The sequence below is a fragment of the Halochromatium sp. genome, from assembly GCF_054919635.1.
In genome coordinates this window covers 1-7,034 of sequence record NZ_JBUDPI010000192.1, presented here as the reverse complement: position 1 = coordinate 7,034, position 7,034 = coordinate 1, and the positions used below count along the sequence as shown (strand labels likewise).

The window sequence follows — 7,034 nt, the reverse complement described above, 5'->3', positions numbered from 1 at the left end:
CGATCTGGTACAGATCGAGCAGGTGCTGCTGAACCTGGTGCGCAATGCGCTCGATGCGCTCGAGGAGACCGCTCCAGGACGGCGAGCCCTGATTGTCAGCACGCGACGCCTTGGTGATCGGGCGCTGGTCTGTGTGCACGACAACGGACCCGGCATCTCGCCGCAGCGCATGGACCAATTGTTCGATCCCTTCTTCACCACTAAAGAAAGCGGAATGGGTATGGGGCTACCAATCAGTTTGACCATCCTCGAGGACCACGATGGGACGATTCGCGCCGAATCTCAGCCTGGTTCGGGCGCGCTGTTCGAGGTCGAGCTGCCGATCGCGCTCGAGGACGCAGCTGCAACCGAGGGTCAAGCCACGGCTGCCATGGCCGATGTCCGCAGCCTCAATCTGATCGAGCGGCCGCGCGCAGAGGGCACCCACGGATGAGCAAAGGACTCACTGTCTTTGTGGTCGACGACGACCAGGCGATGCGCAGCTCGTTGCAGTGGCTGATCGAGTCGGTCGGTATGGAGGTCGAGACCTTCGATTCGGCGCACGCATTTCTCGATGCCTACTACCCCGGTCGTGCCGGTTGTTTGCTGCTCGATGTGCGCATGCCGGTGATGAGCGGCCTCGAGCTGCAGGACTACCTGGGCCGGCGTGAGATCCGCATCCCGGTGATCATCATCACCGGTCATGGCGATGTGGCGATGGCCGTGAAGGCGATGAAGGCGGGCGCGGTCGACTTCATCGAGAAGCCGTTCGACGATGAGCAGCTGCTGAACAGCATCCGCAAGGCCCTCGAATATGGCGAGCAGCATCGTGCGCTGCATGCGCGCAGGGCTGAGATCGCGGCTCGACTGGCCGAGCTGACCCCACGCGAGCATGAGGTCATGGCGATGGTGACCGACGGGAAATCGAACAAAGAGATCGCCTCGGCCCTGAACGTCAGTGCCAAGACCGTCGAGGTGCATCGGGCGCGTGTCATGGACAAGATGCGCGCCGATTCGCTCGCCGAGCTTGTGCGCATGGCCTTGATTGCTGGCGGCGACGCCTGAGTTGGGAGCCCGTACAGTTGAGCAGATGCAGCTAATGTTGGCGTCTTCCAATCGTCGTACCCTGTTGGCCTGGGCCTTCTACGATTGGGCGAACTCTGCCTTCGCGACGGTCGTCATCGCGGGCTTCTTTCCGGTCTTCTTCAGCCAATTCTGGGCCAGCGAGCTGTCTGACACCAAGAGTACCCAATGGCTCGGTTACGCTAGCAGCGCGGCCAGCCTCATCCTGGTGCTGAGTGCTCCCGTGCTGGGCGCGCTGGCCGACCAGCTTGGCGCCAAGAAACGCTTCCTGCTCGGCTTCACGCTGCTTGGTCTGCTGGCAACCGGGAGTCTGTTTTGGGTGGACGTGGGGCAGTGGCAGCTGGCGTTGCTGCTCTACCTGGCCGGGCTGCTCGGTTTCTTCGGCAGCAACATCTTCAATGATGCACTGATCACCGACGTCTCCGAACCGCGGGATTACGAGCGCGCCTCATCGCTGGCCTACGCGCTGGGCTATCTCGGTGGCGGACTGCTGTTTGCGTTCTTCGTGCTGCTGGTCTTGATGCCTGAGCGTTTCGGTCTTGCTGATGAGAGCGCCGCGGTGCGCTTGTCGTTTCTCGGTGTCGCCATCTGGTGGGCGTTGTTTACCTTGCCCTTGCTGTTGTGGGTGCCGGAAAGCACGGGGCTGGGTCGGCGTCGGTTTCGAGCCGCAGTCCGCGGTGCCTTCGGCGAGCTGGCGCTGACCTTTCGTCAGATCCGTCAGCTGCCGAACAGCTTTCTGTTCCTGCTCGCCTACTGGTTCTACATCGACGGCGTCGATACCGTGATGTTCATGGCGGTGAAGTACGGGTTGGATCTCGGCTTCCCGAGCTCGAGCTTGATGGTCGCACTGCTGATTACCCAGTTCGTTGGCTTTCCAGCAGCCTTGGTCTTTGGGCGGTTGGGCGCTCGCTTCGGGCCGAAGCCGGCGATCCTGCTTGCGATCGCTGTCTATGTGCTGGTGATCGGCGCCGCCTCGCAGATGAGCCGGGTAGAGCATTTCTATGGACTAGCGATCGCGATTGGGCTGGTCCAAGGCGGCATTCAAGCCCTCAGTCGGGCGCTGTTCGCAAGTCTGATTCCGGCTGGTCAGACCGCCGAGCTGTTCGGCTTCTACAACATGGTGGGCAAGTTTGCCGCCGTGCTCGGACCCTTCCTGGTTGGCACGGCGGCGGTGCTGACGGGTGACCCGCGCCTTGCGCTGCTGCCGATCCTGCTGCTGTTCCTGATCGGCGCGGGCCTGTTATGGCGGGTTGATGTTCGTGCCGGGCGGGCGGATGCTTCAGGCCTCGTCGGGCCCTTAACGACCGGCGCCGACGACAGCTAAGCCCGGCCTGTGTGTGCTGGCTACCAGCAAGGCGTCGCCAGGCTCGACATCACGCCCATCGCGTCACCGGGCGTCGGCATCGGCATCCCGCCCCAGGGACCACCGGACTTCAGGCGAATCACGTACTCGGCCCATTGCAGCGGCCGCGGGAGATAGCCCACCTGTGCAGCGATGCTGCGCAGCTCGCCGACAAAGCGGATATCACAGGGCGTATCAGGGCCTGGCTGTGCCGTGCAGAGGTCGTGTCGCATGCAGGCTGCATCGAAGGCATCGACCGGCGGTGGCCATCCGCGGCTCGGATGGTCGATGCCGCACCAATTGCCGTAGATCGGCATACACTTGAAGGCGGTTGCCTGACCCGCCATCAGCAACAAGACGACGCCGGTCAGGCTGGCTAAGGCTGGGGGTAGAGAGGGTCGTATGGACATCGGGTTACCTCAGGGCTGATTGATCAGCGTTAGCTCGTGATATCGGTTACACGCCACTGGGTGCCGTCCAGCGTCAGGATGACGAAGGTCGGGCGCTGACCCAGACGGCCAAGGCGGATGACGAAACGGTCCCAGGATTCAAAGAAGGCGAAATCAACCGCCTCGATGAAGCTCGTGCCAGTCCGGGTGCCAGTCTGGCTGCTGGTTTGGGCGCCGCCCTGGGCGCCGGCCTGGCGGTGGCGTTGACCGGCGGCGCGCTGGCTGGCAGCAAGCAGGGTCTCGCGGGCCCAATCGAGGGTTATGGCCTGATCCAGTGCCGCGCTACCCAACGTCTTGAGGTTGTCGGATAGCCAGTCGAGTACCTGATCGGCGTCGAGCTGGAGACCCGTTTGTGCATGACGCTCGCTTGCAGCGCCGCCTTGGCGGTCGTGTGGGCCGTCGGGCTGGTGCCCCGAGCCACGCGGTAGCAGTCCTTCAACGGTGCCCTCGACGCGCTTCTTGTAATGGGATTGGATGGCGGCTAGGTCGACGAGGGGCGCCAAGGCCTCTGCCTCAGGGTCCTGAAGCGCACGATTGATCTGCAGGATGCTGTAGTAGGGCCAGATGCCGTAGAGAACGACGCCAAGTAGGAGCAGGAGGCCAAGAAAACGTGCCATGGCGGTGTTTGAGCAACGAGTGCGATAGAAGCCCCTTATTCTACGAGGGTCGCATCAGTGATGCTGAACCTTCCAAGGCTGGCATAATCCTAGAAAGAGCAGTTGACCGCTTCGAAGTGTATGCAAGTGCCTGCGCCTGTTGAGATTAAGACTACCTGCGATCTTTACCCGCTAATGGGTGAACCTCGCTACGGCCGCCATGGCGCGCCCCGCGCGGCGCCCAGCTTCGTTACAACTCGTTGGAATAGAACGACTATTCCGCCTCGTTGTGCCTTGCTGGACACCGCGCGGGACGCACCCTGACGACCGTCCAACTGCTCTTTCTAGGATAATCCGAGCTTTAACCCGCTCGTCGACCGGATTTTGCTGCCGTTTCTATGACTGATCCCGCTACCTCTGGGCTCGAATACTATCTCGTCGGCGGCGCGGTGCGCGATCGACTGCTCGGGTTGGAGGTCGACGAGCGCGATTATGTCGTCGTCGGGGCCGATGCCGATGACTTGCTAGAGCGTGGCTTCCTGCCTGTGGGCAAGGAGTTTCCGGTCTTTCTGCATCCTCTGACCAAGGATGAATATGCGCTGGCGCGCACCGAGCGCAAGACTGCGCCGGGCTATCACGGCTTCATCGTCCATGCCGAGCCGAGCGTAACGCTGGAGCAGGACCTCGAGCGCCGGGACCTGACCATCAATGCGCTGGCCGAGACCGCGGATGGCGAGATCATCGACCCCTACGGCGGTCTGGCTGATCTTCAACAGCGGTGGTTGCGCCATGTCTCGCCGGCGTTCAGCGAAGACCCGGTGCGCATCTTGCGGATCGCAAGGTTTGCAGCCCGCTTGCATGGGCGCCGATTTCGGATCGCCGATGAAACCCTGGCCCTAATGCGCAGCATGGTTGATGCTGGCGAGGTCGATGCGCTAGTGCCTGAGCGCGTCTGGGCCGAGCTCTGCAAGGTGCTCGGCGAGCAACGCGGGGGCGCGCGCCTGTCGGTGTTCTTCGAGACCTTACGCGCCTGCGGTGCATTACAGCGGCTGCTGCCCGAGCTGGACAGCCTCTGGGGCGTGCCACAACCGGCCAAATGGCATCCCGAGATCGATACCGGCGTGCATGTGATGATGGTGCTCGACACAGCGGCTCGGCTCTCGCCACAGCCCGAGGTGCGCTTTGCCGCGCTTTGTCATGATCTCGGCAAGGGCAACACACCGGCCGAGATCCTGCCGAGTCACCATGGCCACGAAGAGCGCGGCGTCGAGCTGCTGACGGATGTCTGTGAGCGGCTACGGGTGCCGAAACGCTATTGCGATCTGGCGCGGATCACCGCCCGTTTCCATGGCAAAGTGCATAAGGTTGCCGAGCTGCGTGCGGCCACCATCCAGGATCTGTTCGATGGCATCGATCTGTTCCGCCGTCCTGACCGTTTCGAGCAGATGCTGGTTGCCTGCGAGGCCGACTTCCGGGGTCGCACAGGCTATGAAGACCGCGATTATCCGCAGGCAGAGCTCATGCGTCGGATCGCAGAGGCAGCTCGATCGGTCAATGCCGGAGAGATCGCCAAGGCAACGGCAAACAAGTCGCTGATTCCGGAACGGTTACGCGAGGCCCGGATCGGCGCCATTCGCCGGGCTCGAACAGGGCAATCCGCATCGACCGAGGTCAGTGCAGGCGAGTCCTAGCGCTCTAGGGTCTGTTCTGTCAGGAGCATCCTGTCTGTCGCACATCGGATGGCCAACTTCCGTTCGCATCTCACTGTCGGCGCCCTGGTCTCTGGAGTCGCGGCCTTCGCGAGTTATGGCGAAGGGCTGTCGAACGCTGTTGAGACCCAGGCATTGTTCGTGCTGGGTACCGCGGCAAGCCTATTGCCTGACATCGATGCCGACGACTCAAAACCCGTCCGTGGGCTGTTCAACATCGTTGGTATCGTCGTTGGCTTTATGGTGGCGTTCCGGCTCGCCGGGCGTGTTGGCTTGTTCGAGCAGGTGGGGATCTGGTTAGGAAGCGCGTTGCTGATCGCCTTTCCGCTCCGCTGGGCATTCGCGAAGCTGACCGTCCATCGCGGCATCTGGCACACGTTGCTGATGGCGATCGTGATCACCCTTACGGTGACCGTTGTTGCCGATAGCTTGCTGCGCCTTGGACCGGTGTTGGCCTGGCTCGCGGGTGGCTTTGTGCTACTCGGCTATTTCACCCATCTGACGCTGGATGAGGTCGCCAGCGTCGATCTGCTGGATCGGCGCGTGAAGCGCTCCTTCGGCACGGCACTGAAGCCGCTGAGCCTGCGAGCCTGGCCCTGGTCCCTGGTGCTGATGGGGCTGACCGTTCTACTGATCGGGCTTACTCCGGACCCGGCCCCGATGCTTGCCGGTATCAGCCAGCTCTGCATTGCCATCGAGCCGCTCGAAGCCTACTGGCCTCGGTGGTAGCCGACGGAATCGCCGGTGCTGATCGTGGCCGCATCTGACACCTGCTGCCCGAGCTCACCAACCGCCCAAGAGCTTAGGCTAGAGGCTGGCGAGTCGAACCTGAAATACAGCCAAACGCAGGTTCCTAGGGGACAGGGAGGACCCTCAGCCGCGATCTTCCCGACGCTGTAACATAGAGAAGGCCCCGTATCCGACTGCGAGTGGGATCGCAAGCAGGATACCGAGTGCGATCGTGGCTTCCACGACTAGAACGATACTGGCAAGGATGGGGGCCATGATGATCTCTCCGAGCGTGCGTTAAGGGTAAACCAGGTGAGGATTGTCTTTCTCAAGCCTGACAATAACACTGGGTTATGATCGAACGCTTCGGGAAATTCTGATCCCACTTCGAATATTTCGAGCTTATCTGGCTCGAGTCGACCTTGCCATTCTTCGTGCGTCGTTCGCCCTAAGCCCTCGAAACCACTAGACCTCAGCTCCAGCTTCTTTCGGATTCGGCCCGAAGCGATTGTTGCCAGCGGTACTGTCCTGGATCAGCAAGAAGATCAGGATGATCGGACCGATGATCGGGATCAATGCGATCAACACCCACCAGCCCGTGCGATTGCTGTCGTGCAAGCGCCGCACCGCCACCGCGATGCCCGGAATGAGCACCGCGAGCGCATAGATGCCGCTCAACAGCCCCATGCCAGCCTCTTGATCCAGCGTGCCCAACAGGTTGTCGATGAGGAGCAGCACGGTAATGATCAGAAAATTGATCAGGAAGTAGTACCAATACTCCTTGCGACGCGCGCGGCCGGTGAAGACCGCGTATTTCCGTAAGACCTCGAGATACCAATTCATCTATTCCTCCGGTGCGCTTTGCACAGGCTCAGTTGAGGGGGCAGCTGGACCAGGGCATTATGCGATCAGCTGGACTGTCCACCAAGACAGCGACGACAACAATAGCATCGCCACTGACGGGGTCTGATCATGCAAACCTACGCGGAGGTCTATCAGCGCTCGATCGAGCAGCCTGAGTCCTTCTGGGCCGAAGCGGCCGAGGGGCTGCACTGGGAGCAACGCTGGGAGCAGGTGCTCGACCAGTCTGCAGAGCCGATCCCACGCTGGTTCGCCGGCGCGCAACTGAATACCTGCTACAACGCGC

General features: G+C 61.8%; 10 protein-coding genes. 6 read left to right on the top strand and 4 right to left on the bottom strand.

The window, feature by feature from the left end:
- The 3 genes from ACY693_RS12090 to ACY693_RS12080 all read left to right on the top strand — a co-directional run.
- A partial coding sequence (locus ACY693_RS12090; RefSeq protein WP_462322076.1) for a sensor histidine kinase occupies positions 1 to 433 on the top strand: 433 nt, incomplete at its 5' end.
- Positions 430 to 1,044: a response regulator FixJ gene (fixJ, locus tag ACY693_RS12085; protein ID WP_462322075.1), complete on the top strand. Its 615-nt coding sequence runs from the start codon at positions 430 to 432 to the stop codon at positions 1,042 to 1,044. The genes ACY693_RS12090 and fixJ, both read left to right, overlap by 4 nt.
- A gap of 34 nt (positions 1,045 to 1,078) precedes the next feature.
- Positions 1,079 to 2,386, top strand: a complete 1,308-nt coding sequence (locus ACY693_RS12080) for an MFS transporter (protein WP_462322074.1) — start codon at positions 1,079 to 1,081, stop codon at positions 2,384 to 2,386.
- A 20-nt stretch (positions 2,387 to 2,406) separates the two neighbouring features.
- Here ACY693_RS12080 and ACY693_RS12075 read toward each other — a convergent pair whose 3' ends face one another.
- Together ACY693_RS12075 and ACY693_RS12070 are read right to left on the bottom strand one after the other, a co-directional pair.
- A complete protein-coding gene (locus ACY693_RS12075) occupies positions 2,407 to 2,814 on the bottom strand; it encodes a hypothetical protein (RefSeq protein ID WP_462322073.1) in 408 nt (135 codons plus the stop codon).
- 29 nt (positions 2,815 to 2,843) lie between these two features.
- Positions 2,844 to 3,470, bottom strand: coding sequence for a DUF2939 domain-containing protein (locus tag ACY693_RS12070; RefSeq protein ID WP_462322072.1), 627 nt, complete (start codon positions 3,468 to 3,470; stop codon positions 2,844 to 2,846).
- Positions 3,471 to 3,847: 377 nt separating this feature from the next.
- Between ACY693_RS12070 and ACY693_RS12065 the strand changes: the two genes are divergently transcribed.
- Both ACY693_RS12065 and ACY693_RS12060 read left to right on the top strand, forming a co-directional pair.
- A complete protein-coding gene (locus ACY693_RS12065) occupies positions 3,848 to 5,140 on the top strand; it encodes a multifunctional CCA addition/repair protein (protein WP_462322071.1) in 1,293 nt (430 codons plus the stop codon).
- 48 nt (positions 5,141 to 5,188) lie between these two features.
- The gene (locus ACY693_RS12060; protein WP_462322070.1) at positions 5,189 to 5,887 is read left to right on the top strand and encodes a metal-dependent hydrolase; all 699 of its coding nucleotides are present in this window, start codon (positions 5,189 to 5,191) and stop codon (positions 5,885 to 5,887) included.
- Positions 5,888 to 6,031: 144 nt separating this feature from the next.
- On the opposite strand, the gene ACY693_RS12055 is transcribed toward ACY693_RS12060, so the two are convergent.
- Together ACY693_RS12055 and ACY693_RS12050 are read right to left on the bottom strand one after the other, a co-directional pair.
- Positions 6,032 to 6,163: a hypothetical protein gene (locus ACY693_RS12055; protein ID WP_462322069.1), complete on the bottom strand. Its 132-nt coding sequence runs from the start codon at positions 6,161 to 6,163 to the stop codon at positions 6,032 to 6,034.
- 189 nt (positions 6,164 to 6,352) lie between these two features.
- Positions 6,353 to 6,730, bottom strand: coding sequence for a DUF805 domain-containing protein (locus ACY693_RS12050; RefSeq protein WP_462322068.1), 378 nt, complete (start codon positions 6,728 to 6,730; stop codon positions 6,353 to 6,355).
- A 129-nt stretch (positions 6,731 to 6,859) separates the two neighbouring features.
- Between ACY693_RS12050 and ACY693_RS12045 the strand changes: the two genes are divergently transcribed.
- Positions 6,860 to 7,034, top strand: a 175-nt coding sequence (locus ACY693_RS12045) for an acetyl-coenzyme A synthetase N-terminal domain-containing protein (protein WP_462322077.1), incomplete at its 3' end; no start/stop codon positions are given.